Source organism: Roseinatronobacter sp. NSM (genome assembly GCF_052379845.1).
GTDB lineage: Bacteria > Pseudomonadota > Alphaproteobacteria > Rhodobacterales > Rhodobacteraceae > Roseinatronobacter.
Window position 1 is genome coordinate 1 of record NZ_JBQTCF010000086.1, and the last position, 1,547, is coordinate 1,547.

The 1,547-nt window shown below is 58.9% G+C and carries 1 protein-coding gene; it reads left to right on the forward strand.

All coding sequences use genetic code 11. The features are described 5' to 3' along the window. Positions 1–81 precede the first annotated feature (81 nt). Positions 82–1,473, forward strand: coding sequence for a transposase (locus ACTZWY_RS19700; RefSeq protein WP_444792404.1), 1,392 nt, complete (start codon positions 82–84; stop codon positions 1,471–1,473). Positions 1,474–1,547 lie beyond the last annotated feature (74 nt).

Genomic DNA, 1,547 nt, shown 5'->3' on the forward strand with positions numbered 1-1,547 from the left:
CCTATTCTGTTGAAAAACTCTGCTTGATTGGTTGGTTGACTACTGATTCACTTTCTTCAGGTTTGGCGGAGGTGGACGGCGATGATGGGGCCGCGGCAAGAAGCGCAGAGCGCACTATTCTATGAGTTTTCGATCGAAGGGCATGTTCCGCAAGATCACCTGCTGCGCTCGGTTGACCGGTTCGTGGACCTGTCAGATATCCGCCAACATCTTGCGCCCTTCTACAGCGCCACAGGACGGCCATCGGTTGCCCCGGAGCTGATGATCCGGATGCTGCTCGTTGGTTACATTATGGGCATCCGCTCGGAGCGTCGGCTGTGCGAGGAGGTCCATCTCAACCTCGCATATCGCTGGTTCTGTCGCCTTGATCTGACCAGGCCGGTGCCTGACCATTCGACCTTCTCCAAGAACCGGCATGGCCGTTTTCGCGACAGCGATCTGCTGCGGCATCTGTTTGAGACGGTTGTCGCGCGCTGCATCTCGGAGGGGCTGGCGAGTGGCCAGCGTCTGGCGGCGGATGCCAGCCTGATCCAGGCGGATGCAAATCGCCAGAACTCCACTCCACAGGCAGATTGGGACCCCACGGCCATCAACCCCGAAGATGCGCCAAGGGCTGTTCGGGAATATCTTGCCACCCTTGATGATGCGGCTTTTGGTGCGGCCAGCCCGGTCGTGCCGAAGTTTACATCGCATTCCGACCCGGCTTCGCAATGGACCGGGGCCCGTGGCGGCCCGGCCTATTTTGCCTATTCCACCAACTACCTGATCGACACCGACAACGGGGTTATTCTCGACGTGGAGGCAACCCGCTCGATCCGCCAGGCCGAGGTCGGATCAGTGCGCACGATGATCGACCGGGTCAGCGATACCTTCGGCATCAAGCCGGAACGCCTGATTGCGGACACCGCCTACGGCAAGGGCGAGATGCTCGACTGGCTGGTTCAAAAGCGCGGGATCGCGCCGCACATTCCGGTCATCGACAAATCAGGACGCAAGGATGGCACCTTCGAGCGGGCCGACTTTATCTATGATGCCGAGCAGGACGTCTACACCTGTCCGGGCGGCAAGGAGCTGAAGCAAAACCGCCGGACGTTCAAAAAGCCCCGAGAGAATAAACCGGATGAAGATGGCATGTTCCGTTACAGATCCAGCAAAGCCGATTGCGATGATTGTGCCTTGAAATCGCGCTGCTGTCCGAAAGACCTTTCGCGCAAAGTGACAAGGTCAGTCTATGAGCCGTCCCGCGATGTGGCCCGGGCGATCGCGCGCACAACGCAATACGCGATCTCGTGCAAGCTACGAAAAAAGGTCGAGATGCTGTTCGCGCATCTGAAGCGGATCCTTGGTCTGAATCGTCTGCGATTACGTGGCCCATGCGGCGCGCACGACGAATTCCACCTCGCAGCCACCGCCCAGAACCTCAGAAAGCTCGCAAAACTCCTCCCGACGTCTCCAATTGCCCGGGCAGCGTAACGAGGAGAACGCGCGCCCAGTAAACGGGTCAAATCGTCCCGGCTGAAACAGCGAGTTTTTCAACAGAATAGGCC

Coding starts and splice junctions, on each gene's coding strand:
- ACTZWY_RS19700 (WP_444792404.1), top strand. CDS start 82: ATGATGGGGCCGCGGCAAGAAGCGCAGAGCGCACTATTCTATGAGTTT.